22 protein-coding genes and 1 pseudogene are annotated in these 24666 nt (G+C 71.3%); 12 read left to right on the top strand and 11 right to left on the bottom strand.

The window, feature by feature from the left end; all coding sequences use genetic code 11:
• The first annotated feature begins 4 nt into the window (after positions 1-4).
• Positions 5-1144 carry a hypothetical protein gene (locus OHS58_RS37040; RefSeq protein WP_328645522.1) on the top strand — a complete coding sequence of 380 codons (1140 nt, stop codon included), beginning with the start codon at positions 5-7 and terminating at the stop codon, positions 1142-1144.
• Between the two features lie 2871 nt (positions 1145-4015).
• Here OHS58_RS37040 and OHS58_RS48830 read toward each other — a convergent pair.
• The 4 genes and pseudogenes from OHS58_RS48830 to OHS58_RS37025 all read right to left on the bottom strand — a co-directional run.
• Positions 4016-4441: pseudogene (locus tag OHS58_RS48830) on the bottom strand (WXG100 family type VII secretion target); the annotation flags it as partial.
• A gap of 15 nt (positions 4442-4456) precedes the next feature.
• A complete protein-coding gene (locus OHS58_RS37035) occupies positions 4457-4780 on the bottom strand; it encodes a WXG100 family type VII secretion target (protein ID WP_328645521.1) in 324 nt (107 codons plus the stop codon).
• A complete protein-coding gene (locus tag OHS58_RS37030) occupies positions 4780-5319 on the bottom strand; it encodes a YbaB/EbfC family nucleoid-associated protein (RefSeq protein WP_326945403.1) in 540 nt (179 codons plus the stop codon). Before OHS58_RS37030 ends, OHS58_RS37035 begins: the two co-directional genes overlap by 1 nt.
• 142 nt (positions 5320-5461) lie before the next feature.
• Positions 5462-6754 carry an MFS transporter gene (locus tag OHS58_RS37025; RefSeq protein ID WP_328645520.1) on the bottom strand — a complete coding sequence of 431 codons (1293 nt, stop codon included), beginning with the start codon at positions 6752-6754 and terminating at the stop codon, positions 5462-5464.
• Positions 6755-6957: 203 nt separating this feature from the next.
• On the opposite strand from OHS58_RS37025, the gene OHS58_RS37020 reads away from it, so the two are divergent.
• Positions 6958-7539, top strand: coding sequence for a YqgE/AlgH family protein (locus tag OHS58_RS37020; RefSeq protein WP_247059601.1), 582 nt, complete (start codon positions 6958-6960; stop codon positions 7537-7539).
• On the opposite strand, the gene OHS58_RS37015 is transcribed toward OHS58_RS37020, so the two are convergent.
• Positions 7536-7949: an SdpI family protein gene (locus OHS58_RS37015; protein ID WP_326945401.1), complete on the bottom strand. Its 414-nt coding sequence runs from the start codon at positions 7947-7949 to the stop codon at positions 7536-7538. The two genes, OHS58_RS37020 and OHS58_RS37015, sit on opposite strands and share 4 nt — an antisense overlap.
• A 65-nt stretch (positions 7950-8014) precedes the next feature.
• Between OHS58_RS37015 and OHS58_RS37010 the strand changes: the two genes are divergently transcribed.
• From OHS58_RS37010 to OHS58_RS37000, 3 genes are all read left to right on the top strand, one after another.
• Positions 8015-9175 carry an esterase-like activity of phytase family protein gene (locus tag OHS58_RS37010; RefSeq protein ID WP_328645519.1) on the top strand — a complete coding sequence of 387 codons (1161 nt, stop codon included), beginning with the start codon at positions 8015-8017 and terminating at the stop codon, positions 9173-9175.
• Positions 9176-9326: 151 nt separating this feature from the next.
• Positions 9327-12167, top strand: a complete 2841-nt coding sequence (gene leuS / locus OHS58_RS37005; protein ID WP_328645518.1) for a leucine--tRNA ligase — start codon at positions 9327-9329, stop codon at positions 12165-12167.
• Positions 12168-12526: 359 nt separating this feature from the next.
• Positions 12527-13264: an SDR family oxidoreductase gene (locus OHS58_RS37000; protein ID WP_328645517.1), complete on the top strand. Its 738-nt coding sequence runs from the start codon at positions 12527-12529 to the stop codon at positions 13262-13264.
• Here the strand turns inward: OHS58_RS37000 and OHS58_RS36995 are convergent.
• The 6 genes from OHS58_RS36995 to OHS58_RS36970 all read right to left on the bottom strand — a co-directional run bounded on the left by OHS58_RS36995 (position 13261) and on the right by OHS58_RS36970 (position 17667).
• On the bottom strand, positions 13261-13998 hold the full coding sequence (locus OHS58_RS36995) for a TetR/AcrR family transcriptional regulator (RefSeq protein ID WP_326945397.1): 738 nt from the start codon (positions 13996-13998) through the stop codon (positions 13261-13263). The two genes, OHS58_RS37000 and OHS58_RS36995, sit on opposite strands and share 4 nt — an antisense overlap.
• 72 nt (positions 13999-14070) lie before the next feature.
• A complete protein-coding gene (locus tag OHS58_RS36990; protein ID WP_328645516.1) occupies positions 14071-14688 on the bottom strand; it encodes a DUF3558 domain-containing protein in 618 nt (205 codons plus the stop codon).
• Positions 14685-15095 carry a hypothetical protein gene (locus OHS58_RS36985; RefSeq protein WP_328645515.1) on the bottom strand — a complete coding sequence of 137 codons (411 nt, stop codon included), beginning with the start codon at positions 15093-15095 and terminating at the stop codon, positions 14685-14687. The genes OHS58_RS36990 and OHS58_RS36985 overlap by 4 nt, the downstream gene beginning before the upstream one ends.
• Positions 15092-15838: an ESX secretion-associated protein EspG gene (locus OHS58_RS36980; protein WP_328645514.1), complete on the bottom strand. Its 747-nt coding sequence runs from the start codon at positions 15836-15838 to the stop codon at positions 15092-15094. Before OHS58_RS36980 ends, OHS58_RS36985 begins: the two co-directional genes overlap by 4 nt.
• Complete coding sequence (locus tag OHS58_RS36975; protein WP_328645513.1) at positions 15835-17208, bottom strand: hypothetical protein; 1374 nt, start codon at positions 17206-17208, stop codon at positions 15835-15837. Before OHS58_RS36975 ends, OHS58_RS36980 begins: the two co-directional genes overlap by 4 nt.
• A 78-nt stretch (positions 17209-17286) precedes the next feature.
• Entirely contained in the window at positions 17287-17667 is a 381-nt protein-coding gene (locus tag OHS58_RS36970) for a hypothetical protein (RefSeq protein WP_326945392.1), read from the bottom strand.
• Between the two features lie 160 nt (positions 17668-17827).
• Here OHS58_RS36970 and OHS58_RS36965 point away from each other — a divergent pair, with 160 nt between their 5' ends.
• The 7 genes from OHS58_RS36965 (at position 17828) to ptsP (ending at position 24486) form a co-directional block, all read left to right on the top strand.
• A complete protein-coding gene (locus OHS58_RS36965; protein WP_328645512.1) occupies positions 17828-18337 on the top strand; it encodes a YbaB/EbfC family nucleoid-associated protein in 510 nt (169 codons plus the stop codon).
• Between the two features lie 25 nt (positions 18338-18362).
• The gene (locus OHS58_RS36960; RefSeq protein ID WP_328645511.1) at positions 18363-18701 is read left to right on the top strand and encodes a hypothetical protein; all 339 of its coding nucleotides are present in this window, start codon (positions 18363-18365) and stop codon (positions 18699-18701) included.
• On the top strand, positions 18694-19725 hold the full coding sequence (locus tag OHS58_RS36955) for a hypothetical protein (RefSeq protein ID WP_328645510.1): 1032 nt from the start codon (positions 18694-18696) through the stop codon (positions 19723-19725). Before OHS58_RS36960 ends, OHS58_RS36955 begins: the two co-directional genes overlap by 8 nt.
• A 49-nt stretch (positions 19726-19774) precedes the next feature.
• Positions 19775-20920, top strand: a complete 1146-nt coding sequence (locus tag OHS58_RS36950) for a DUF6346 domain-containing protein (RefSeq protein ID WP_328645509.1) — start codon at positions 19775-19777, stop codon at positions 20918-20920.
• Between the two features lie 258 nt (positions 20921-21178).
• The gene (locus OHS58_RS36945) at positions 21179-22048 is read left to right on the top strand and encodes a ribokinase (protein ID WP_328645508.1); all 870 of its coding nucleotides are present in this window, start codon (positions 21179-21181) and stop codon (positions 22046-22048) included.
• 121 nt (positions 22049-22169) lie between these two features.
• Positions 22170-22826, top strand: coding sequence for a hypothetical protein (locus OHS58_RS36940; RefSeq protein ID WP_328645507.1), 657 nt, complete (start codon positions 22170-22172; stop codon positions 22824-22826).
• Positions 22816-24486, top strand: a complete 1671-nt coding sequence (gene ptsP, locus OHS58_RS36935) for a phosphoenolpyruvate--protein phosphotransferase (protein ID WP_328645506.1) — start codon at positions 22816-22818, stop codon at positions 24484-24486. The genes OHS58_RS36940 and ptsP overlap by 11 nt, the downstream gene beginning before the upstream one ends.
• Positions 24487-24666: the final 180 nt, after the last annotated feature.

The raw sequence follows: 24666 nt of genomic DNA, 5'->3' as shown, positions 1-24666 counted from the left end.
CGGGATGGAACTCGTCGCGCCGGAGAAGCGCCTCGCGCCGAACCTGCTCGTGCCGCCACTCACCGGTCTCGGAGCTTTGACGCCCAGAGTCGATGAAGGTGTCCTCGATCCGCCGAACCCCGGCGGGATCATCGGTGTGGAACCGCTCATCGGTCAGGTAGGGCTCATCAGCCCGCCCCTGCTGCAGTCCCTGCACAGCCGAGTCGTCGCCGCCACTGTGCTGTTCGGCAGGCGCCTGCTCAGCGGGCGGTTGCTCAGCGGGGTGCTCTGCAGTCGGCTGCTCGGCGGAGTGTTCAGCGGGTGGTTGCTCCGCGGGGTGCGCGCCGGGCGTTTGCTCGGCGGAGTGCTCCGCGGGAGCGTGCTCAGCAGGTGCCTGCTCGGTGGGCCTTTGCTCGGAGCGTGCCTGCTCAGCGGAGCGTTCGGCGGGCGGTCGCTCCGCGGGGTGCTCGCCGGGCGGTTGTTCATCGGTGTGCTCGCCCGGCGGTTGATCCGCGGGTGCATGCTCCGCGGGCCCTTGCTCAGAGCGTGCCTGTTCGGCAACTGCCTGCTCAGCGGCATGCGATTGCTGGCCGGAGCGCTCAGTCGGTACCTGCTCGCCGGGCCGTTCCTCGGCGGTCGCCCGCTCACCACCGGGCTGCCCGGCCGCCAGCTCAGCAGGCCGTTCAGCCGCACGGTCCCGCTCTGCGGCCGACGGTTCGGCGGGGCGCTCGACCGCAGGCGCGTGCTGCTCAGCCACGCGGTCGGGAGTGGCCGATTGCTCGTCGACGGGCTGCCGGACCGCCCGCTCGGCGGGCTCAGCCGCGTGGCCGCGCCCGACCGGCGCCGGCTCAGCGGCGTGTTCCCGGGCCGGCGCCTGTTCGCCCGGTCGCTGAGGAGCGGTCGGTTCCGCCGGACGCGCAGGCTGAGCCGGTCCGGCGAACCGCTCCGTCGCCGGCGCGACGGGCGGTCGCGAAGCTTGGTCAGCCGGACGATGCACCGGCGGCTGCTCCGGGGCGCGATCCACCGGCCGAGGCTGCTCGAAAGCCCTGGGCGGCTGATTGTGCGGACCGCGCGGAAGATTCTCCTGCGGCGGCCCGAAGCGCGGCGGCGGCACCACACGCGGATCATGCGGCGGCATCGGCGGCCGCCCACCAGGCGACGGTGACGGCATCGAAGGCCGCCCACCCGGCCCCTGCGGCCCCCGCGGCTGGCTCGGATACCCCGCAGGGCGCTGCCCACCCTGCGACGGCCACCCACCCGGCGGCATCCGCCGAGGATCATTCGGATGCGGCCCACCCTGAGGCGGATGCCCCTGCGGAGGCAGCCCCCCATGCGACGGCGGCCCCGAACGTCCACCCTGCGACGGCCCCCCAACCTGCGGACCCTTCGACGGCAGCCCACCTTGCCGCGGCAGCCCACCCGGCGTCGACGACCCCCCATGCGACGCCTGTCCACCTTGCTGCGGCTGCCCACTGTGCGGAGCCTGTCCGCCCTGTTGCGGCTGCCCGCCACGCGGCGCTTGCCCACCGCGCGACGACTGCTGACCCTGCGACGGCTGCCCGCCACCACTGTGCGGCGACTGCCCGCTCTGCTGCGGCTGCCCGCCGTGTGGCGCTTGCCCGCCGTGCGACGGCTGTCCGCCTTGCGGCGGCTGTCCACCTTGCTGCGGATGCCCGCTGTGCAGACCCTGCCCGCTGTGCGGCGGCAGCCCGCTCTGCTGCGCCCGCCCGCTGTGCGGAGCCTGCTCACCGTGGGAGGTCGGCCCACCCTGGATCGGCTGTCCACCGGGGCCGGCTTGTCCCCCGTGCTGCGCCGGTCCACCCTGCGTCGGCTGCCCACCGAGCGGTGCCTGTCCACCGTGCTGCGGCTGTCCGCCCCGTGGTGGCTGTCCACCCTGCTGGACCTGCCCGGCGTGAGGCTGTTGCCCACCATGCGGTGTCTGGCCGGTCTGTGGCTGCTCCCCGCGGACTGGCTGCCCAGTCCGCGGCTGTTGCCCACCATGAGGCGGCTGCCCACCTGGCTGCGGCTGTCCGCCGTGCGAGGACTGCCCGCTGTGGGGCGGTTGGCCGCCCGGCTGCGACTGCCCACCGTGCGAGGACTGCCCACCGTGTTGCGGTTGCCCACCCTGGGGCGACCGACCGCCCTGCGACATTGGCGGCTGACCACCCGGCGGCATCCGGCGCGGGTCCTGCGGCGGTACTCGTCGCGGCTGCTCGTGCGGGGGTTGGCCCCCTCGCGGGGGCATCGGCGGCGTCGGCCCGCCCGGGCGCGGACCCGGGCTACCCGCGCGTCCGCCCGGAGCACCGCCGCTCGGCATCCCGCCAGGCTGCGGCGTGAATCCGCCCGGCGGTGGGGGCGACATCTGCTGCGGCGCTCCACCGCCCTGGAACGGCATTGGTCCCGCGTCCGCAGCGAGTGGCTGGCCCGGGCCGCCGGTGAACCCGGCTGCGCCGACGTTGTCCGTCGGACGTCCGCCGCTCTGCCGTCCCGGCTCGGGGCCGAATGCCGGCGGGGCCATGCCATAGCCGCCGCTCGACGAGCCGCCGGATGAACTCTCGCCGTGCGACGAGCCCCCGGCCTGCGACGGGCTGCTCGGCGAGCCGCTACCGTGCGACGGGCTGCCCGACGAGCTACCCCCGTGCGACGGGCTGCTCGGCGAACCGCCGGCCTGCGACGGGCCACCAGAGAAATCCGCGCCGTGCGAACCGCCCGACGAGCTGCTGCTGTGCGGCACCCCACCCGACGAACTCGGCATTCCGCCGCCACTCATCGGCGGCGTTGATCCACCTGCGGGTGTCTGCTGCTGGGGAGCCGGACCATCCGACGCGACTCGCTGCGCCTCGGGCTGCCGCTGTGCGACGGGCTCAGCCGCCTGACGTGCAGGACCCTGCGCATCGGGCTCCGAACGGTGCGACGCGGATTCCGGCTCCCGCTGGGAAGCAGGTGCCTCACCTCGCGACTCAGGCTCTTGCCGCGACTCCGACGCCGCCTCGTGCCGCGACTCCGGCTCAGACGACGCCTCACTCCGCGACTCGGGCTCGGACGGCGCCTCGCTCCGCGTCTCCGGTTCTGACGACGACTCCGCCCGCGACGGCGGCTCTTCACTCCGCGTCTCCGGTTCCGACGACGAACTCGGCTCCTCCGAGCCCCGCCGCGAATCCCCGGGCTCGTCGGCACCACGGGACTCACCGGATTCACCCGAGCCGCTCGGCTCGCCGGATTCACCGGTGCTGCGCGAACCCCCGGACTCGCCCGATTCACCAGAGCTGCGGGACTCCCCAGAGCTGCCCGAGTCGGAATCTCCCGAGCCCGAGCCTCCGGACTCGCCGGTCCCACGAGACTCCCCGGAGCCGGAATCCCCCGACCCCGAGTCCCCGGAGCCAGAACCCGACTCCGAATCCCTCGAGCCAGAGCCAGAGCCAGATCCCGAGTCCCCGGCTCCCGGGTCACCGGCGCCAGTCCCAGACCCAGCGCCCCCATCCCCACCAGGCTCAGCCCGCGGAATGTTCGCCTCATGCACCGAGTGCATCTGCTCCTTGGCGCCCCCAACAGCCCCACCGACGGCCCCACTCGACGCGCCCGTCAGCAGCTGCTCCGGCGTCAACGACCCGAGATCCCCCGTCACCGCGGCCTGACCGACCGTCTGCGCGACCCCCTCGGCAGCCCCCCGCGCCCCGGCGCGCATCGCCGCATCCGCGATCTGCCCACCAGCGCTGTGCGACAACCCCTCGGTCGCTCCACGCCCGATCGCGCCGCTACCGGCTCCGACGACTCCGCCGACCGCGCCCGAGATCGCCGAATCCGTGGTCTTGGACCAGTCCCAGCTCTGGCGGTCGCCCTTCGCCATCTGCAGGCCCTGGATACCCGCGTCCATGCCGAGGTTGATGGCCTCGTTCTTGAGGACCTCCATGCCGATCTTCTTGAGGCCCTGCTTGAGCAGCTTCTCCAGCAGCTCCTTCGCGACCTGCTTGAACCCCTGCTGCGCCAGCTTCTCGAGCAGCTGCCGGAACAGCATCTGCACGGTCATCCGCGTCGCGATCTGGGCCGGCGCGATGCCCGCCGTCGAGCCGCCGAACGTCACCGCCGCGGCCGCGATCATCGCCGCTATCTGGGCGGCCAGCACGATCAGCGAGATGATGATCATGTACTTCGTGTACTCGACGTCCAGGGCCGTCTGGTCGCACGAGTCGCCCAGTGCCTTCGTCGCGTCGGCCAGTTGCTTGAAGTACGCCTCGTCGCCCTCGACGAACTTCTTCCACTGCTCGACGAACGCGTCGGCGCCGTCACCCGTCCAGTTGTCGCGGATCCCGGACGCCGCCTGGTTGCCGGCGTCCGAAGCCGGGCCGATCGCGGACGACGCCGTGTGCCACGCGTCCCGCAGCGCGCGCAGCTTGGTCTCGTCGCCCTCCGGCCAGCTCTCGCCGACGACGATGGGCAGCAGCCACTTGACCGCGTCGGGCATTTCCATACCCACGGGTCATTGCCCCTTGCCGAGCTGGGACGTCACGTCTTGGTCGGCGCCCGTCAGGGCCTTCATCGACTTGTCGACGTTCTGCTGCATCCCGCGCAACCCCTGCACGAGGTTGGTGAAGCCCTCGACGGCGCCCTGCGCGCCCGGCACGTAGTCCTTCGCGAACTCCTTGCCGGAGTCGTCGTCGCCCCAGCACTCGCCCTGCGCGGACAGCGCGCCCTGCAACGCCTTCAGCGCGTCGTCGAGCCCGTCCGCGGCCGTGACCAGGCCGTTCGACGCGCGCAGCACCGCGTCCGGCTCCGCGGTGAAGCCGGCTCCCCCGTCCGGCATCAGTCGCCCCTCGTCATCCAGGACGACGGCGGCTCCTCGTCCTGGTCCGCGCGCGGCGGGCGGACGCGCTTGGGCGCCGGCGGGGCAGCGGGGGGCGCCGGCGGCTGGTCGTTGCGCAGGATCGAACCGTCGTCCTCGAAGGATTCGGGCCGCGGCGGCTCGGGAGCTTCCTCGGCGAAGTCCGGGATCGGCGGCACCAGCCCGGCCAGCGACGGCGCGCCGTCGACCAGGTCGGCGAGGTCGGGCAGGCCTTCGGTGATCGGCGCCATCAGGTCCGCGATCTTCTGCTTGACCTGCAGCGATCCCTGACGCACCAGGGTCTGGACGGTGTTCGCGAGCTGCGCGGGGGTCGTGCGCTCGAACGCGTTCGGCGAGAACTCGAGCTTCGCGAGGCTGCCGCCGGCGTCGATGGTCGCGCGGACCAGGCCGTCGGGGGACGTCACGTGCGCGGTCGTCTCCGCCGCCGCGGCCTGGGCGTCACGCAGCTGCGCCGTCTGCCGCTCGAAGTTCTCCAGGAGGGTGTCCATCTGGTCCTTCATCGCGGCATTGCGTGCCTGAAGGCGCGCACGGTCGTCGCCCGCGGTGGTCACAGGAGCCCCCGGTGTCCCTCGAACCTACTAATGACTTCCCGTCACCCTAATGCCAATGGAGCAGTCATCGGAGCCGGTTCGGGCTTTTGCCTCAGCGAATCGTCCGGCGCCGGGCGAGGAGGTACCCGGCCCCGCCGACCAGGTAACAAACGGTTGCGGCGATCAACAGGCCCGGCGACCGGCCGTCGTCCGGGATGACGAGCGCGCCCAGCGATACCGCCGCCACCTGGGTGATGTTGAAGAGCGTGTCGTAGAGCGCGAAGACGCGGCCGCGGGCTTCGTCGGCGACGTCGAGCTGGATCGACGAATCGACGGACAGCTTCAGCACCTGGCCCGCGCCGGTGATGAAGAACGACGCGAGCAGCGCGCACGGCAGCACCATCGGCAGCCCGAGCGCGGACTGCGCGATCGCCGCGACGACCAGCGCGCCGAGCACCGCGCGCACCCGTCCGGCGCGGCGGATCAGCCGGGCGGTCAGCAGGCCGGCGATGAGCAGCCCGGCCCCGGCCAGCGCGGCCATCTGCCCCAGCCCGGGCAGGCCGGCGCGCAGGAGACCGTGATCGGTGAAGTAGTTGCGCATCAGCAGCACGGTGACCAGCAGCGAGACGCCGAACGACGCCCGGTGCGCGAAGAGCGCGATGAACCCGGCGGTGACGCTCGGCGCGCGCCAGGCGTGCTTCGCGCCGTCGGCCAGCCCGCGGGCGACCGCGACGAGCGGGTTCGTCGGCTCGTCGACCACGGACGGCCCGAGCAACCCGCGCGCGAACCCGCGGGCGATGAACGCTGCGACCAGGGTGCCGAGCACCGCGAACGCCGTCGTGTACGCCGAGCCGGCGTCGTCGCTGCCGAACAGGGCGCGCAAGCCGATCGCGCAGCCGCCGCCGATCACGGCGATGACCGAGCCGATCGTCGTGGCGAACGCGTTCGCCGTCACCACACTCGGCGGCGGGACGACGTGCGGCAGCGACGCCGAGAGCCCGGAGCCGATGAAGCGGGAGATCCCTTCCGCGGCCAGGGCCAGCGAAAACAGGCCGATCCCGCCGAACCCGAACCCGACGGCGGCGGCCGACGCGAGGATCGCCAGGCCGCGCAGGAGGTTCGCGAAAATCAGGACCTTGCGCCGGTCCCAGCGGTCGAGCAGGGCGCCCGCGAACGGCCCGACGACGGAGTACGGCAGCAGCAACGCGGCGAACCCGCCGGCGATGGCCAGCGGGTCGGCGGCGCGTTCGGGGTTGAAGAGCACGGCACCGGCGAGCCCGGCGCGGAAGACGCCGTCACCCCAGCTGGCGGCGAAGCGGGTGAAGAGCAGACGCCGGAAGGCCGGGTCCTTGAGCAGCTCGCGAGGGCCCTTTCGCCCTGTGGCCACATCGGCGCTGATCGTCACGAACCCAGAGTAGAGGGTGGCCGACGCACTGAGGTCGCCTCTCGGCGGCTATGCGCAGTGTGGCTCCAGCCGGACTGGTATTCCACAAAGGCGGTTCTTCAGTGAGCCCGGGGGACACGGAGTGCGCCGACCACTGTTTCAAACGAGGCGGGTGGGGCGATTGTTCCCGAGCCGAAGTAATTCGCCGGGCCAGAGGTGAGATCATGGGTCGCGTGCCAGCGGACGCCGAGGTTGAGCCGGGAACGCTCCTGGTCGCCGCCCCCACCATGGTCGACCCCAATTTCCGGCGGACCGTGGTGTTCGTCATCGATCACCGCGACGAGGGCACGCTCGGCGTCGTCCTGAACCGGCCGAGCGACGTCGCCGTGCACGACGTGTTGCCCAACTGGGGTGGCCACGTCGCCGAGCCGCAGTCCGTGTTCGTCGGCGGGCCCGTGGAGAAGAAGACGGCTTTGTGCCTGGCCGCGCTGCGCACCGGCGAGACCGCGGCGAGCGTGCCGGGCGTGATCGCGGTCCGCGGGCCGGTCGCGCTGGTCGACCTGGACACCGATCCCGAGGTCCTGGTGCCGAAGGTGCGCGGCGTGCGCGTGTTCGCCGGGTACGCGGGCTGGGACTCCGGCCAGCTGGCCGGCGAGATCGAGCGGGACGACTGGGTGATCGTGCCCGCGCTGCCGAGCGACATCCTGGCCTCGCCGAGCGGCGACCTGTGGAGCCAGGTGCTGCGCCGCCAGGGCGTGCCGATCGCGCTGCTGGCCACCCATCCGGGTGACCTCCAGCGCAACTAGGCCTTCTTGAAGACGCCGCAGCCGCCCTCGCCGCACGCGCAGCCGCTGCAGCCGGCGGGCGCCGCCGGAGCCGGCGCGGGAACGGTCAGCGCGGCCCGGTTGCCGAGCACGCCACCGCCCACGACCAGCACGAACATCGCCACGATGCCCCCGAGCGCGGCGGCGATCAGGCCACCGGTCGACGGCATCGCGAGCCCGGCCAGCCCGGAGAGGATCGAGATCGCGCCACCGGCGGCCGTCGGCAGCCCGGCGACGCGGTTCGCGAGCTTGAACGCGTCTTCGCTGCGCAACGCGGCCTGCGTGCGCACGCCGGTGCCGCCTTCGCGCGTCAGTTTTTCGCGGACGCCGAGGACACCGCCCCAGCCGACGACGACACCGAGCAGGATCGGAACCAGCGCGATAGCGAACACGGGTCAAGGATAAGCGTGACGTCCTGGCAACCTGCCGGATACCCTGATCGACTGTGCTACAGGCCATGTCACCCCGCGTACTGCCCACCGTGTTGGCCCTTGCCCTGATCGGGGGATTGGCCGCCGCGGCGCCGGCCGATGCCACCGAGAGTCACCAGCGCCCGATCCGGCTGCTCGGCGAGAAGATCGTCCCGAACTCCCTGCAGTACCAGGGGACGACGGTCGGCGGCCTGTCCAGCATCGACTACGACCCCCGGACCGGCGGCTACGCCCTGATCTGCGACGACCGGTCGGCGATCAACCCGGCCCGGTTCTACACCGCGACCTTCCCGATCACGGCGAAGGGCGTCGGCGACGTCACCTTCACCGGCACGAAGCCGCTGCTGCGGCCGGACGGCACGCCGTACCCGCCGCTCACGCAGAACGACCCCGCCAAGCCGCAGAACGAGCAGACGATCGACCCCGAAGAGCTGCGCGTCGACCCGTGGACCGGCGACTACTACTGGTCGCAGGAGGGCGAGCGCACCGCGACGACGTTGATCGACCCGTCGATCCGCGAGGCGCGCCGTGACGGCAAGTACGTCCGTGACCTGCCGATCCCTGCGAACGAGAAGATGACGCCGACGGCAGGCCCGCGGCAGAACCTGGTGCTCGAGGGCATCACGTTCGCCGGCTTCGGCGCGTTGCTGGCCAGCGACGTCGAGGGGCCGCTCCTGCAGGACGGCCCGGAGTCGACGCTGACGACCGGCGGCGTCTCCCGGATCACGCTGCAGGGCCGCTACGGCCCGGTCCTCGCCCAGTACGCCTACCCGCAGGAGCCGATCTTCGCGTCACCGGTCCCGGCCGGCGCGTTCGCGACGACCGGCGTCTCGTCGATGCTGGCCGTCGACCAGGCCGACCCGACGAAGTTCCTGATGATGGAGCGCTCGTTCGTCACCGGTGTCGGCAACAAGGTGCGCGTCTACGAAATCGACACGAAGGGCGCGACGAACGTCCTGAACGTGCCGTCACTGGGTGCGGCGAAGCACGTCACGCCGGTCAAGAAGCGCCTGCTCTTCGACGTGGCCGACCTCGGATTGTCCACTGTGGACAACATCGAGGGCATGACCTGGGGCCCGAAGCTGCCGAACGGCGAGCGCAGCCTGGTGATCGTCAGCGACAACAACTTCTCGCCCACCCAGGTCACGCAGTTCGTCGCACTGGCGGTCCCCTCCGAACGGCTTTGACCAGCAAGTTACGATGAACGTATGAACACGGCTCGGCTGCTCCTCAGCCTGCCGCGCTGACCGGGCCCCGGCCGGCGCGGCGACCCCTCATGCCCTCGAGGCTGAGGGGTCGAGTTGTTTCTGGAGTACCTCGCGACGAAGGAAGACGGCGATGACCGAGACAACAGGGACCGACGTCCCGGCGCACCGCTACACGGCCGCGCTGGCCGGTCAGATCGAGCGGCGCTGGCAGGACTTCTGGGCCGACCACGGCACGTTCCACGCGCCCAACCCCGTCGGGCCGCTGGCGGTCGAGGGGCAGCCGGTCCCCAGCGACAAGCTGTTCGTCCAGGACATGTTCCCGTACCCGTCGGGCTCCGGCCTGCACGTCGGGCACCCGCTGGGCTTCATCAGCACCGACGTCTTCGCCCGCTTCCACCGGATGATCGGGCGCAACGTGCTGCACACGATGGGCTTCGACGCGTTCGGCCTGCCGGCCGAGCAGTACGCGGTCCAGACCGGGCAGCACCCGCGCAAGACGACCGAGGAGAACATCCGGACCTACCTGCGCCAGATCCGGCGCCTGGGCCTGGGCCACGACGAACGCCGTCGCATCTCCACGATCGACCCCGAGTACTACCGCTGGACGCAGTGGATCTTCCTGCAGATCTTCAACTCCTGGTACGACGAGGCCGCGGGTGGCGCGCGGCCGATCGCCGAGCTGGAGGCCGCCTTCGCCGACGGCTCGCGCCCGACACCGGACGGCCGTGACTGGGCGTCCCTGAGCGCGGTCGAGCGCAAGACGATCATCGACGACCACCGTCTGGTCTACATCTCCGAGGCGCCGGTCAACTGGTGCCCGGGCCTGGGCACGGTGCTGTCGAACGAAGAGGTCACCGCCGACGGCCGCAGCGAGCGCGGCAACTTCCCGGTGTTCCGCCGCAACCTGCGCCAGTGGATGATGCGGATCACCTCCTACGCCGATCGCCTGGTCGACGACCTGGACCTGCTGGACTGGCCGGAGAAGGTCAAGTCCATGCAGCGGAACTGGATCGGCCGCTCGCACGGCGCCCGCGTCACGTTCAAGGCCGGCGAAGACGCCATCGAGGTCTTCACGACCCGGCCGGACACCCTGTTCGGCGCCACCTACATGGTGCTGGCGCCGGAGCACCCGCTGGTCGACAAGCTGACCGCGGCCACCTGGCCCGAAGGCGTCGACAAGCGCTGGACCGGCGACGCGGCGACGCCCGCCGACGCCATCAAGGAGTACCGCGTCGCGGCGTCGCGGAAGTCCGAGCTGGACCGGCAGGAGAACAAGGAGAAGACCGGCGTCTTCACCGGCGCGTACGCGACGAACCCGGTCAACGGCAAGCAGATCCCGGTCTTCGTCGCCGACTACGTCCTGATGGGCTACGGCACCGGCGCGATCATGGCCGTCCCGGGCCAGGACGTCCGCGACTGGGAGTTCGCCGAGAAGTTCGGGCTGGAGATCATCCGGACCGTGCAGCCGTCCGAGGGTTTCGACGGCAAGGCGTTCACCGGCGACGGCCCGGCCATCAACTCCGGCTTCCTGGACGGCATGGACGTCGCCGAAGCCAAGAAGACGATCATCGAGCGCCTGGCCGAGGACGGTACCGGCGTCGGCACCGTGCAGTTCAAGCTGCGCGACTGGCTGTTCTCGCGCCAGCGCTACTGGGGCGAGCCGTTCCCGGTGGTCTACGACGAGGACGGCCAAGTGCACGCCGTCCCGGAGTCGATGCTGCCGATCGAGCTGCCCGAGGTCGCCGACTACTCGCCGGTGACGTTCGACGCCGACGACCGCGACTCGATGCCGTCGTCCCCGCTGGCCCGCGCGACCGACTGGGTCGAGGTCGAGCTGGACCTGGGCGACGGCCCGAAGACCTACCGCCGCGACATCAACACGATGCCGAACTGGGCCGGTTCGTGCTGGTACCAGCTGCGCTACGTGGACCCGACGAACGCGGAGTCGTTCTGCGCGCCGGAGAACGAGGCGTACTGGATGGGCCCGCGCGCCGCCGAGCACGGCGCGGACGACACCGGCGGCGTCGACCTGTACGTCGGCGGCGTCGAGCACGCGGTGCTGCACCTGCTGTACTCGCGGTTCTGGCACAAGGTGCTGTTCGACCTGGGCCACGTGACGTCCAAGGAGCCGTACCGGAAGCTGTTCAACCAGGGCTACATCGAGGCGTACGCCTACACCGACGCCCGCGGCGTCTACGTCGCGGCCGAGCAGGTCGAGGAGCGCGACGGCAAGTACTTCTTCGAAGGTGAGGAAGTCAGCCAGGAGTACGGCAAGATGGGCAAGAGCCTGAAGAACGTCGTCACGCCGGACGAGATGGCCGAGAACTACGGCGCCGACACGTTCCGCTTCTACGAGATGGCGATGGGCCCGCTGGCCATGTCCCGCCCGTGGGCGACCAAGGACGTCGTGGGCTCGCACCGGTTCCTGCAACGGCTGTGGCGCCTGATCGTCGACGAGGCGAGCGGCGAGCTGCGAGTGTCCACAGAGGACGCTTCGGAAGCGGACCGCAAGGTGCTGCACCGAACCGTGGCGGGTGTCCGCGAGGACTACGCGGAGATGCGCTTCAACACGGCCGGCGCCAAGCTGATCGAGCTGAACAACCACGTCACCAAGACGTACGGCGCGACCGCGTCGACACCGCGCGAGCTGGCCGAGCCGCTGGTGCTGATGCTGGCCCCGCTGGCCCCGCACATGGCGGAGGAGCTGTGGCGCCGCCTGGGCCACGCGGATTCGCTGGTGCAGGGCCCGTTCCCGGTGGTGGACGAGAAGTACCTGGTCGAGGACTCGGTCGAGTACCCGATCCAGGTCAACGGCAAGGTCCGCTCCCGCATCACGGTCCCCGCGAACGCCGCACCGGACGCAGTCCAGGCGGCAGCACTGGCGGACGAGAAGGTCGCCGCCCTGGTCGGCGACGGCACGCCACGCAAGGTGATCGTGGTCCCGGGCAAGCTGGTCAACATCGTCCTGTAGGCCACGCTGGTGGCCACCCTTTGCGGGGTGGCCACCATCCAGCCCGAGCCCGGCCACCGTCCGTTGGGGGCCTCGCCCGGGTCCAGCTGCGGTTGTCCGCCGTCGCCGACCGACCGTCACCGGTCCTCCGGCCAGTTGTCCACACCCACTGCCGAATGTGGATAACCGTTGCTGCACAACCGTTTTTCCGGCCCTCCGTCGTACCCCGCCGGTAGACTGAACCTGGGGACGCCCCCCTGGGAGCGGTGGGGGGTGTCTTGGTCCCGTAGCGCGACGGCGGAAAGGTGCCAGTGCTCGCGAGGTGTTCTCGATTTGATTGAGCGGTCAAGGAAATCCGCTCGATCGAAGGAGAACCCGGCATGACCCTCGACGGCAAGGTGGCCCTGGTGACGGGCGGCAGCCGTGGCATCGGTGCGGCCACGGCACTGCGGCTCGCCGAGGACGGCGCGGACGTCGCCCTGACCTACCAGCACAACGCCGGGCAGGCGGCTGACGTCGTCGACAAGATCAAGGCCCTCGGCCGGCGGGCCCTGGCGATCCAGGCTGACTCGGCGGACGCCGCCGCGGTGTCGGCGGCCGTGGAAACCACGGTCGCGGAGTTCGGCCGGCTCGACGTCCTGGTGAACAACGCCGGCGTCGGCTTCGTCGGGCCGCTGTCGGACACCGCGATCGAGGACGTCGACCGCGTGCTGGCGGTGAACGTCCGCGGAGTGCTCGCGGTGACCAAGGCCGCGGCCGCCCACCTGGGCGAAGGCGGCCGCGTGATCACGATCGGCAGCTGCGTGGCCGACCGCGTACCCGGCCCGGGCATGGTCCTGTACGCGACGAGCAAGGCGGCGATGACCGGCCTGACCAAGGCCCTGGCCCGCGAACTCGGCCCGCGCGGCATCACGGTCAACCTGGTCCACCCGGGCCCGACGGACACGGACATGAACCCGGCCGACGGACCGTACGCGGCCGACCAGCGCGCCCTGACAGCGTTCGACCGCTACGGAACGGAGGCCGAGGTGGCGTCGGCGGTGGCCTACTTCGCGGCCCCGGCCAACGCGTACGTCACGGCGTCGACCCTCTCGGTCGACGGCGGCCACGCGGCCTAGCTGCGGTCGAGCCCGATTTCCTTCGCGAGGTCGATCAGCATGGACTCGAACAGGACGTCCGGCTTGGACATCGGGATCGGGTAGTTGCCGAAGACCTCGAGCGTGACGTGCCCGTAGAGCCGGGCCCAGAACTGGATCATCAGGTACGTCACGCCGAGGTCGAGCCGCTCCGCCGGGATGTTCTGCCCGGACTCGGAGAGCACGTCGGCCAGCGACTGCTGGAACGTCATGAGGTCATCGCGCAGCTCGTCCGGCACCCCGCTGCTGGGCGGCGTGACCAGGTCGTGCATCGCGAGCACCCGCCCGGCGGCGGCCAGGAAGATCCGCCCGAACGGCTCGTCGACCCGGCTCAGCGCACTCCCGGCCGCGGACCCGACCCCACCGGTCGGCGACGCGAACACGAGCGTGAATTCCTTCGTGTGGGTGAGCGCCCACCGCCGGAAGCCCTTGCAGATGGCGAACAGCTGCAGCATCCCGTCGTCGGGGATCTCCGCGATGTCCTCGGCCAGCTCGTCGGCCAGGTCCGCGCAGACGTCCAGCCGCAGGTTCTCGACCAGGTCATCGCGCGATTCGTAGTACCGGTACAAGGCGGGCGCGGTGATCCCCAGCTCCCGCGCGATCGCGCGCAGGGTGACCGCCTCGGGCCCCTGCTCGACCAGGAGCCTCCGGGCGGTCCGCCGGATGTCCAGTTCGGTAGCCGCACGCGCGCGACCCCTCCGCGTGGGGTGGCTCATCCGAACAGTCTAGGCGCTTACGACAACAAGTCCCGAACCAACGCGGCGGCGAAGGTTACGGAAAGGTGCAGCTCAGGCCCTCGCCTTGAGGTTGGTCAGCACCAAGTCCGCGACGCTGCGGCTGATCTCGCAAGCGTCCTTGCCGTCGGCGGCGGCTCGGTCTCCGAGGATCAGCGTGACGCCGTAGGTCAGCTTGTCCGTCACGCCGACGACGACGTTGCAAAGCCGCTTGTCGGACGTGTCCCCGTAGGCGATCGCCGGGTACTCCTGAACCGGGCTCAGCTCTTTCCAGAGCGAGGATTTCGGCTTGGTGTTCTTGTAGGCGAGGCTCAGGCCTTGGTCCGACTTGGTGTCGTAGCCGACCGTCAGCCCCGCGCCACTTCCGGACGTGCTGTCCCATTGACACAGCGGGCCGAGCTCGGCGTCCTCGGTCTTTCCGGGGCCGGTGTCGCCCAGGAAGTCACTCACCTGCGTGGCCGTGAGAGCGGTGTCGCACGGGCTGCCGGCCAGCACCTGGTCGGGAAGGGGATTGGCGACCGCGGGGGCTCCGTTATTGGGTACGTCGGACCCGGGGGTGGTTGCGGAGCTTGTGGGCGCGGGTGTTGCTGTGCCGTGTTCGCCGTTGCAGCCGCTCAGCAGGGCGGCGCACGTGGCGGCAACGGTCAGGGTGACGATGCTCTGCCTGTTCATTCGGCTATCCCGCGTTTCGTGGAGGTGTCGGCAGCTGCCTGCTGGTCTACGGCTTCAGTGATCCCGAGTGCTTTGCGAAGCCGGCTGATCAACTCGGTCAGGTAGCCGAACTGATAACGAAGGTGGCCCTCGTAGTAGCGGCCGGTTTCGTTGACGCCGTTCTGCCCGTTCACCGCGGCGTTGCTGGCCGGCTCATCCGCCGGAGGATCGGCCCGCGAAAGGTACGACGCGGTGCGGTACTGGGTGCCGATCGTCTGTCGTAGGTCTTCGGCCTTCTTGAGCATTGCCCGCATCTCCGAGCTGCTCATCGCGAACCCCTGCCCACCGGCCGGCCGCGCCGCGCCGCTGGGCATGTCCGTCGCCCAGAAGCCGATGCCGCTGAAGATCGCTCCTCCTGGCGCCGTCATCGCGCTCCTCCTCCCAGTCCGTTGAGCGTCGCGTACAGCACGTCGACCAGTGCCGCTCGGGTGCCCGGCTGGATGCTGACCATCCGTTCTTGCCCCGGGAACGCGTACGTCAGTACTCGTCCGACTCCCGCCGCGTCCACCGCGGTGATCGGGGCGCTGCGGGCACCGCCGTTCACCGCGTAGCACTGGTGCAGCCCCGTTCGCTTCGCCGCCATCAGCCGGCGGGCCCACGGCAGGGGGTCGCGGGTGGCGTCGGACGTCGGGTCGGCCAGGTCGTACGACTCTTCGTGGCCCGAGAACCGCGACTCCGGGATCGCCACCCGCTCGATCCGGGCGGGTGGGACCGGCGGCAGCACGTCCACCAGCGATTCGGCGATCCGCGACGGCTCCACGGCGTCGATCCGGATCGTGTCGGCCTTGCGGATCAGCCGGAACGCGCGCGGGCCGTCGGCCGAGACCAGGGCCGTGCCCGACTCGTCCGCCTCGATGTCGCCCAGCCACGCCGTGAACTGCCGTGGTCCGCGCGCCAGGACGCGCAGGACGTCGCGGAACTCGCGTGTCAGCGTGCCGCCGACGGCGAGGCGAAGCGACGCGAGGACGTCGAGCACCTTCTCGTCGAGCCGCTTGCGGGTCTCGTCGCCGAGCCAGAGGTTGTCCGGGCCGAGGACCGCCGGGGGTGGGCCGTGCCGCTCCCACTCCCAGGCCGTCAGCAGCGCGGACTTGGGCAGGTAAAGCACCGTCACAGCCCGATCACCGGGGGCACGGTCCTCTCGTCGGACGCCCCGAAGATGCTCTCCGGGTCGGCTTCCACCAGGTACGACGCCCGCTGGTGCTCTTCGTCCTCGGTCTTGCCGCCCTTGGCTCCCTGGCCCGTGCCGCCCATCCCCGGCGAGCCCGGCTTGCCCGCCGCGCCGCCGCGGATCCCGCCGGGCGCGCCTGGACGTTCTTCGCCGGGAAGCCCCGCGCCGGTGGACGCGCCGGGAGCACGGGCTCCGGTGGCGCTGCCCGTTCCCGGCGACGAGCCCGGGCCGAACCCGCCGCTGCCGCCTGGGCCGAAGCCACCGCCGGGCCCGAAACCGCCACCACCGGGGCCGAAGCCCGGGCCGAAACCGCTGCCGGGTGAAGAGGGCGAAGAAGGTTGGTAGCCCGGCGGGAACTGCGTCGACGGCGGGACGTAACCCTGCGCGCGGACGCTGTCGTCGACGCCCGGGACCTGCGTGTACGAGCCCGGCGGTGTGACCTGACCCGGAGGCGGCGGCACGACCTGACCAGGAGGCGGTGGTGGCTGCACGCCCGGCGGGTGGACCGCCGGTGGCGGCTGCACCTGCGCGCCGATCGGCCGGTGGTCGTCGTCGCCACCGCCGACGCGGGGACGCTTGGCGGGCGGCTCGACCGGGTTCTTCGGGTCCTTGACCTCGAATTCGCCGCCGGTGTACTCGCGCAGCTGGCCGTAGTCGATCGTCCGGCCCGCGGTGTTCGTGCTCGACTGCTGCGAGTACGAGGTGTACCGCTCGACGTTCTCCTGCGCCTTCCGGTTGTACTGGTTGATCTTGTCTTCGGTGTCGGTGTCCCACGGCGTCGCGACGTCCCAGGCGCTGCGCGTCGGCGGCTGGTCGGTGACGTCCGGGTGCAGCGAGTTCTTCAGCTGGTGGAACTGGTCGATCTGCGTCTGGGACAGCGTCGAGTTGCGGTCCAGCGTCGCCGACGCCGAGGTCGCCGACGCCGTCAGCGGCTGGAGCCGCTCCCGTGCCGCGTCCGCGGCGCCGCCGGTCCACGCGGATTCGAGGCCGGACGTCAGCTCGCGCGTCCCCTGCTCCAGCTGCAGCTGGTACTTCGACTGGTCCACGCCGGCCCGGTGCACGCTCTGCAGCGACTCGGTGCCGGGCCCGGTCAGCACGGCCTGCACCAGCTGCCCGGGTGACAACCCGGCGGCCTGCGGGTTGTCCGCGCCGGTGCCGGTCTGTGAAGCGATGTAGCCACCCGCGATCGCCCCGGGCAGCCCGCCCGCGAGCATGCCGATGCCGGCCCCGTTCAGGACCTTGCCGAGGCCATCGGCCCCCGACTCGACGGTGTGCGCGATCTCCGACCCGACGTGCTTGGCAGCGTCGAGCATGTCACCGAACAACCCCACCGAACTGCGCTCCCCTCGCGTTCGATCTCCCCTCTTGCGTTACGCACAATAGCGCACCGGTTACAGCTGGTGGGAGGAATCGACCTGGTCAGGGGCCCGGGTCTGCCACCGCGTCAGCGGCCGCAGCAGCCACATGCACGGAACGGCCATGCCCAGCGCGCAGAAGAAGTGCACGATCCACGCCCCGGCCAGCGAGGGCCCGCCCCACGACCCGGCCGCGTCGGCGTCGCTCCAGAAGAGCCCGTAGGTCGCGATCCGCCCGACGAGGTACCAGACCAGCAGCGCGACCGGGAACGCCGCGGCACTGGCGCCGACACCTCCCCGCCGGGTTTCGGCGCCCAGCAACCGCCGGGCCAGCCGTCGCCGCACCTCGGGGCCGCCCAGGTGCGCGGGGAGCGCGAGGAGGGCGTAGATCGTCCGCTTCCAGTCAGAAATGCTCATGACGCCGACGCTAGGACGCGCTGAGCAGCGCAAACACCCGGTTGACCGCCCACTTGGGTAGGGAAAGCCACGTCACAAAAAGCGGAACCGCCCGCGACTGTCGGTGCCCTATGCCACACTCGGTCGCCGTACGGTTACTGACGTGAACGGGGAGGTTCGCGTGACGAATCCTGAGCAGCTTTTCGCGGCCTTCGAGGCCAAGATGGCGCAGGCGCAGCAGAAGGCCGACCGGATGCGCGCCGAGATGGCGACGGTCTCCGTCGCCGAGCGCAGCAAAGACGGCCAGATCGCCGTCAAGGTCAACCACCTCGGCAACCTCGTCGGCCTCGAGATCGGCCACGCGGTCCGCGACAAGCCCGATCTGGCCGGGGAGATCCTCCGGACCGTCCAGGTCGCGCAGAGCAGGCTCGCCGCCGCGGTCGAGTCCGGTGTGCCTTCGATCGCGGGCACCGACACGATGCACGAGCTGGTCGGCCAGTTGCACCACGAATACCCCGAACCCGAGCCCGACGGCTTCGTCGAGGGCGGCGGCTACGGGGCTCGCGCCGACGACGGTTCCCGCTTCATCGCCGAAGAAGAACCACCGAAGCCGGCTCCACCCGCGGTTCGCCCGCCGGCGAACGACGGCGTGGACGACGACTACTTCGGCGACGGCGACTACCTGCGCTGAGCGCAGGAAGAGGGGGAAGGTAGACGTGGCCGGACGAACTGGCCCCGGGTTCGACGAGAACCCCGAGGCGATCGACGAGCACGCCAAGCAGATGGAAGCGACGTTCGACGTCCTCAAACAGGCGTTGGCCCTCAGCCGTGACGACCCGATCGGCCCGGACGCGTTCGGGCTGATCGGCCGGCTGTGCCAGCTCAGCACCTGGTGCGGTCACCTGGCGGGCCAGGCGACGGACACGCTCGAGTCAGTGGTCGCCGGAGCCGATTACCACGTACAAGCGGTGCAGGCCTGGGCGAAGGCACGCCGGGTGGACGAAGAATCGGCGTCGGCACTGGTGAACCGGGCCTCGGAGGTCAGCCGTGGCTGAAAGCCCGCTCATGGCGGAAGCCAAGCGCGAGACGGATTCCGAGAAGTACGGCGCCGACAGCCTCCTCGAAGGTGCCGGAGCCCTGCAGGACTACTACGGCGGCTTCGAGAAGATCCTGCACGGCGACTGGACCGAAGGCCTGTTCAGCCTCGCGAACGCCGGCCTCGGTGCCATGGACCTGGTCAAGGACGGGAATCCCCTCGAAACGCTGGTGAGCTGGGGTTTCGGCTGGCTGATCGAGCACCTCGACTTCCTGAAGGAACCGCTCGACTGGGTCACCGGTGACCAGGACGCCCTGGATCTCGAAGGCAAGAAGTGGGAGACGATCGGCGAGCACGTCCAGAAGACCGCCGAGGAAATGACCGCCGAAGTGCGGAAGAACTGTCTCGGCTGGAAGGGCAAGGTCGCCGACCAGTACCGGGTCTATGTCCAGCAGCAGCTGGACGCGTACGCGGCGCTGTCGGACGCGGCGACGAAGGTGGCGCAGGTCATCGGGATCTGCAAAACGATCCTCGACGTCGTCCGCACATTGATCCGTGACCTCATCACCGACACGCTCGCGAAAGTCGTCATGATCCTGCTCCGCTACCCGCCGCCCGGGTATCCCGCGGCGCTGGCCGCGGAAGGCGTGCCGTTCGCGGTGAAGCAGGGCGGGAAGATGGTCGAGGAGTGCAGCCGGCTCGCGCGAGCTTTCTCGCGGGCGAAAGAGTTTCTCGGCGCGCTCGGCGACTTCTTCCGCAGGGTCGTCTCCGCCGTCGGAACCGCGGGCAAGGAAATGTTCGACGGCTTCGCGAAAGCGGCAGCGCGGGAAACCGGCATGAAGGCGTTCGAGCAGCTGGCCACCGGACCCGGTCAATCCGCCGGGGAGTCGCAGCACGACCGCGACGCGACGTCGATCGTCCCGGAAGACCACTCGACCGCTTATCCGGTCGACAAGGTGCCTCGCTCCGGCCCGGTCACCGCCGACGACGGCCGGCCGTTTTCCGGGCAGCCGGGCGCTCAGCGGATCTCCGGGTCGATCTAGCCGCCGTGACCTCGACATCGGAAGAGCTCGGGACCCGGAAGGCCGCCGCATGAACGTTCCCACGGTCGGCCGACCGCAGTGGGTGCGAAGCGTCGTCATCGCGGTTCTCGCCGTGCTGTTCGTGGTGGGGTCGTGGACGGGGGTGGCGTGGGCGACCGCGAGCCACGGTCCGGACCGCGGCGGCACGCCCGTCGCTCTCGCTCGCGTCAAGTCGTGTGAGCGGCTCGGGCCGATCAGCCGCGGGGGTATCGGGTTCTACTGGATCTGCGTGGCCGACGTGACTCCCGTCGGCAGCACGACCAGGTCCGTGCGGTTCGACCTGGACGAACTGACGCCGGACGACTTCGGGAAGGCCGTTCCCGTCGTGGGCTGGGAGACGGATTTCCAGCGTGATGTCGTGAAGCGGAAGATGCCGTCGTGGGTGCCGGCTCTGGTGGTCTTGCTTCTCGTCTTTTTGGGCTGGGCGGAACGTCGACGCCTCAGGCGGCTGCGGCGTCCGGTCGTGCACCACCCGGCCGACGTCCGGCTCACGGAGCCGGTCCGGGTGCCGAACCCGCCGGCTGCCGGCAGTCCCGACCGTGGTGCGTCGGTGATTTCGCCCGCCGAGTGGTCTCCGCGGAGGTACTGGCGCACGGCCGGTGCCTTGGTGGCGGTGGGGGGCGTGATCGCCGCGCTCGCGCTGCCGCTCGACGATCCTGAAAGCCGCACAGCGCTTTTCACCCTCGCGGGGTTCGGGTTCGCCGCGCCGGTCTGGTTGATCTGCTGCACACCGCGCTGGTACCGGAAGAGCTCCCACTCCGCACAACTGATCATTTCGGCCGAAGGAATCAGCTGGAAGCGTCGCCGGCGTGAGGAGTTCTTCGCACTCGCCTGGCCGGACTTGGCCGAGGTCCGGGTCCTCACGGTCACCCACGACCCGCTGACCCTGCGCGTGGTCGATCTGCTCCCCGTCGATCAGGAGGCGCCGGAACGGCGTCCCGAACTCCGCCGCTTCTGGCAGATCGGGGCGAAACTCGGCGTGTACCGGCTGCCCGGGGAGCCTCGGACCGTTCGGGTGCCCGAGGCGTTCAGCGACGCCGCGATCGGTCAGGTGCGGGCGGCGATGGCCGTCTTCCGGCCGGATCTCTTCCGGGAGTACGCCGCGGGCGTGGCGGCGGGGGCGCCGCCGACGCCGATCACTCGGGGGGCTACGTGATCGGCGCCGGCGACCCGATGCCCTGCCCGGCTCGCGCCGGTCGGGCAACGTCATCACGTCTCCGTGCTGACGTTCCAAGAGAGCGGAGCCGGTCTGTGAAGTGACGTCCGGGGGACATGCATCCCCCGAACGAGTGACAGACATCCGCTGCTCGCATGATTGTCGCACTCAGCCCCGGATAAGTTACAAAAACCTTCACTTTCTTCCGGGCCGACCCTGATGACCTGGTCGGACGGCGTTTCGTGGCAAAGTACGGAGATGAACTCCGACGTGCTCGTTGTGGGATCCGCCAACGCCGACCTCGTCGTCGCGGCGGATCGGCGGCCGGGTGGGGGTGAGACCGTGCTGGGCGGGGACACCGTGCTCTCCCCCGGCGGCAAGGGCGCCAACACGGCGGTCGCGGCGGGGCGGCTCGGTGCGGACGTCGCGCTGCTCGGCGCCGTCGGTGACGACACCTACGGCCGGCTGCTGCTCGGTTCGCTCCGCGCGGCGGGCGTCGACACCGGGCTGGTCCGGACCAGTGACCGGCCGACCGGCATCGCCTACATCACCGTCACCCCGGACGGCGAGAACTCGATCCTGGTCTCCCCGGGCGCCAACTCGAGCCTCGAACCGGCCGACGTCGAGGCCGTCTTCGACGGGGTGCGGGTCATGGTCGCCTCCCTCGAGGTGCCGCTGCCGACCGTCGAGCACGCCGTCGCGAAGGCCGCCGAACAGGGCGTCAAGGTCCTGCTGAACCTGTCGCCGGCGGCGAAGCTCTCCGCCGGGACGCTGGCCAAGCTGGACGTCCTGCTGGTCAACGAGCACGAAGCCGCCTGGCTGACCGGACCCGGCGCGGACTTCCGGCAGCTCCTCGACCTCGGGCCGCGCGCCGCCGTCGTCACCCTCGGCGCGGCCGGCGCGGTCGTCGTCGAAGCCGGTTCCACCACCGAAGTCGCGTCGCCGAAGGTCGAAGCCGTCGACAGCACCGGGGCCGGGGACGCCTTCGCCGGCGCGCTCGCGGCGTCCCTCGCCGACGGCGCCGACCTGGTCTCCGCGGCGAAGCACGCGGTGCGCGTGGCGGCGTTCAGCGTGACCCGGCACGGCGCGCAGCCGTCCTACCCGACGGCCGCTGACCTGGGGGAATGATCGTCCGGACGCCCGTGTTGCACCTCACATGGGCGATTCATTCGGCTCGGCCTGGTGGCGTGGCTACGCGGCTCACCTGAGGGCGATCGCCGAAGCGAGACGCGCGGATCACCTCGCGATCATGCCGCTCGACGAGACGCTGAAGGCGCTCGGCAGGCAGTTCGAGATCGACGAAGGCGGCTACGACGTGCCGCTTGAGGACATCGTCGGCACCGTGGCCCGCGCCGGCGACTTCGACCGTGAGTTCCGGCCGCGCAACCGGGCGCTGCGCGAACGCTGGGAGAGCCTGACGCGGACGTCGGCCGAGCTCCCGCCGGTGCGGCTCGTGCGGCTCGAAGGCGTCACCGACATGTTCTTCGTCGACGACGGCCACCACCGCGTCGCCATCGAGCGGGCTCGCGGCGCCCGCACGATCCGCGCGCGGGTCCGGCGGATCTGCACGATCGCGTGCGCGATGCGCTGCCTGACGCTCGCGGACCTGCCGTCGAAGACCGCGGAGCGGCTGTTCCTGGAGCGCGTACCGCTGCCGGACGACGTCCGCTTCGGCCTGTGGCTCGACGATCCGGCCGACTGGTTCCGGCTCGCCGACTCGGCCGAGGCCTGGGGATTCCGTCGTATGCTGGCCGGGCGGCCGGTGTCCAGCCGCGGCGAGCTGGCCGAAGCCTGGTGGCACGAGGAGGTCCGGCCGGTACTCGAACAGGTACGCCGTCGCGGCTTGTGCCCGCCACCACGAGATATCCAGGTCTATCTGAGCTATGGTCTAGACCATGTCGTCTGAGCTTGATGCCGCCTCCGCTGCGGGACGCACGTCGGCGGGGCCTTTGTCCGGGGTCGCCGTCAGCCCCGGCCGCGCGAGTGGTCCCGTCGTCCGCGTCGCGGAGCCGCTGGGTGAGCCCGCCGCCACGCCGGCCCCGGCCGATCCGGCCGCCGAAGCCGCCCGGATCGTGCCCGCCGCCGAAGCCGTGGCCGCGCGCCTGGAGAAACAGGCCGAGACCGCGTCCGGCGAAGCGGCGACGATCCTGATCACGACCGCCGCGATGGCCGCCGACCCGGCGCTCGCCTCGCAGGCGGAACAGCTGGTCAAGACCCAGGGACTGCCCGCCACGCGCGCCGTCTACCAGTCTGCCGAGGGCTTCGCCGAGGCGCTGGCCGCCGCGGGCGGGTACATGGCGGAGCGCGTCCGCGACGTCCGCGACGTGCGTGACCGGCTGATCGCCGAGCTGCTCGGCATCGCGCCGCCCGGGGTGCCCGAGCTGGCGACCCCGAGCGTGCTGGTCGCCCGCGACCTCGCGCCCGCCGACACCGCCGGCCTCGACCCGGCGAAGGTGCTCGCCCTGGTCACCGAAGAGGGCGGCCCGACCAGCCACACCGCGATCCTGGCCCGCGCGCTCGGCATCCCGGCCGTCGTCGCGGTCCGCGGCCTGCTGGCGCTGGACGCGCAAGCGCTTGCGGTCGACGGCGACACGGGTGCCGTCGAGGTCGCCGACCCCGCGGCCCCGGTCGTCACCGCGACGGTGGCCCAGCTGGCCGACTGGAACGGCACCGGCGCGACGTCCGACGGCCACCGCGTGAAGGTCTACGGCAACGTCGGCTCCCCGGCCGACGCGCAGGCCGCGGCGGACGCGGGCGCCGAGGGCGTCGGCCTGTTCCGCACCGAGTTCTGCTACCTGGACGCGCCGGCCGAGCCGTCGGTGGCCGACCAGCGCGCGGCCTACACCGCGGTGCTGTCGCCGTTCCGCGGCAAGCCCGTGATCGTCCGGACCTTGGACGCGGGCGCCGACAAGCCGCTCGCCTTCCTGTCGCCGGAGGCCGAGCCGAACCCGGCGCTCGGAGTGCGCGGGCTGCGCGTGGCGTTCGACCGCCCGGAGATCCTGGACCGCCAGCTCGAAGCCATCGCGGGTGCCGCGGAGGACTCGGGCGCCGAGGTCTCGGTGATGGCGCCGATGGTCGCGACGGTCGAGGAAGCCGCCTGGTTCGCCGACCGCGTCCGCGCGGCGGGCATCGCCCGGGCCGGCGTGATGATCGAAATCCCGGCGGCGGCGCTGAGCGCCCGCGAAATCCTCGAGGCCGTCGACTTCGTCTCGGTCGGCACGAACGACCTGGCGCAGTACACGTTGGCGGCGGACCGCCAGCTGGGCGCGGTCGCGAAGCTGAACGACCCCTGGCAGCCGGCGCTGCTGCGCCTGCTCAAGCTGATCGGCGACGCGGCCAAGGCCACGGGCAAACCGGCAGGAGTCTGCGGCGAAGCGGCGGCCGACCCCCGGCTGGCGCTGGTCCTGGCGGGCCTCGGCCTGACGAGCCTCTCGATGAACGCCCCGGCAGTCCGCACGGTGGGCGCCGGCTTGGCGAGCGTGACGCTGGCGGAGTGCGAGGAGTTGGCGGAAGCGGCCCTGGCGACATCGAATCCGACGGCCGCGCGAGCAGCTACCCGCCCCTGACCTGCGGATCGGCCTTCGGTGCCCGGTCGCGAGGCTGGGCACCGAGGCAGATCCCCCGGAAACGGCGCGAACTCAGCCTCCGATGCAGGGCCCTGGCGAAGTCGCCACTCCGCCCGCCCGACTCACGGTGCCTGGGCGAGGTGCGACCCGGCCGAGATCCAAGACAAGCCGCCGCCGGCC

Origin of the sequence: Amycolatopsis sp. NBC_00348 (assembly GCF_036114655.1) — a bacterium.
Taxonomy (GTDB): Bacteria; Actinomycetota; Actinomycetes; order Mycobacteriales; family Pseudonocardiaceae; genus Amycolatopsis.
Note: the sequence above shows the minus strand (reverse complement) of the source record. Positions and strands in the feature narration are given on the sequence as shown.

Excerpts from the sequence above, each read along its gene's own strand:
- OHS58_RS37040 (WP_328645522.1), top strand. The coding sequence starts at position 5 with ATGGAACTCGTCGCGCCGGAGAAGCGCCTCGCGCCGAACCTGCTCGTG.
- OHS58_RS37035 (WP_328645521.1), bottom strand. The coding sequence starts at position 4,780 with ATGCCGGACGGGGGAGCCGGCTTCACCGCGGAGCCGGACGCGGTGCTG.
- OHS58_RS37030 (WP_326945403.1), bottom strand. The coding sequence starts at position 5,319 with ATGAAGGACCAGATGGACACCCTCCTGGAGAACTTCGAGCGGCAGACG.
- OHS58_RS37020 (WP_247059601.1), top strand. The coding sequence starts at position 6,958 with ATGGGTCGCGTGCCAGCGGACGCCGAGGTTGAGCCGGGAACGCTCCTG.
- OHS58_RS37010 (WP_328645519.1), top strand. The coding sequence starts at position 8,015 with ATGTCACCCCGCGTACTGCCCACCGTGTTGGCCCTTGCCCTGATCGGG.
- leuS (WP_328645518.1), top strand. The coding sequence starts at position 9,327 with ATGACCGAGACAACAGGGACCGACGTCCCGGCGCACCGCTACACGGCC.
- OHS58_RS37000 (WP_328645517.1), top strand. The coding sequence starts at position 12,527 with ATGACCCTCGACGGCAAGGTGGCCCTGGTGACGGGCGGCAGCCGTGGC.
- OHS58_RS36995 (WP_326945397.1), bottom strand. The coding sequence starts at position 13,998 with ATGAGCCACCCCACGCGGAGGGGTCGCGCGCGTGCGGCTACCGAACTG.
- OHS58_RS36990 (WP_328645516.1), bottom strand. The coding sequence starts at position 14,688 with ATGAACAGGCAGAGCATCGTCACCCTGACCGTTGCCGCCACGTGCGCC.
- OHS58_RS36985 (WP_328645515.1), bottom strand. The coding sequence starts at position 15,095 with ATGACGGCGCCAGGAGGAGCGATCTTCAGCGGCATCGGCTTCTGGGCG.
- OHS58_RS36975 (WP_328645513.1), bottom strand. The coding sequence starts at position 17,208 with ATGCTCGACGCTGCCAAGCACGTCGGGTCGGAGATCGCGCACACCGTC.
- OHS58_RS36970 (WP_326945392.1), bottom strand. The coding sequence starts at position 17,667 with ATGAGCATTTCTGACTGGAAGCGGACGATCTACGCCCTCCTCGCGCTC.
- OHS58_RS36950 (WP_328645509.1), top strand. The coding sequence starts at position 19,775 with ATGAACGTTCCCACGGTCGGCCGACCGCAGTGGGTGCGAAGCGTCGTC.
- OHS58_RS36945 (WP_328645508.1), top strand. The coding sequence starts at position 21,179 with ATGAACTCCGACGTGCTCGTTGTGGGATCCGCCAACGCCGACCTCGTC.
- OHS58_RS36940 (WP_328645507.1), top strand. The coding sequence starts at position 22,170 with ATGCCGCTCGACGAGACGCTGAAGGCGCTCGGCAGGCAGTTCGAGATC.
- ptsP (WP_328645506.1), top strand. The coding sequence starts at position 22,816 with ATGTCGTCTGAGCTTGATGCCGCCTCCGCTGCGGGACGCACGTCGGCG.